This window comes from Nocardia cyriacigeorgica (genome assembly GCF_010858045.1).
GTDB classification, from domain to species: domain Bacteria; phylum Actinomycetota; class Actinomycetes; order Mycobacteriales; family Mycobacteriaceae; genus Nocardia; species Nocardia cyriacigeorgica_E.
On record NZ_JAAGVC010000236.1, the window covers coordinates 1 to 319 of the forward strand.

Sequence of the window (319 nt, forward strand, 5' to 3'; positions counted from 1 at the left end):
GTGTACGGGGATTCGACCTCCGGCCAGGCCGCCCTGTACCGGGTCGGTGTCACCGGTATCCCGGTGGTCAACGTCAACAACAACTGTTCGACCGGCTCGTCGGCGCTGTTTCTGGCCCGGCAGGCGATCGAGCACGGCGTCGCGGACGTGGTGCTCGCCGTCGGCTTCGAGCAGATGCAGCGCGGCGCGCTGACCATGTCCTACACCGACCGGCCGAGCCCGTTCGACACCTTCGGCATCGTCGTGGACGGGTTGCAGGGTGCCAGCGAGGCGCCCTTCGCGGCCCAGTACTTCGGCGGCGCAGGCCGTGAGTACGCGG

At 69.3% G+C, this 319-nt stretch carries 1 protein-coding gene; it reads left to right on the forward strand.

The genetic code is table 11. From position 1 onward, the window contains the following. The coding region (locus GV790_RS29515; RefSeq protein ID WP_306043456.1) for a thiolase family protein at positions 1 to 319 on the forward strand (319 nt) is incomplete at both ends.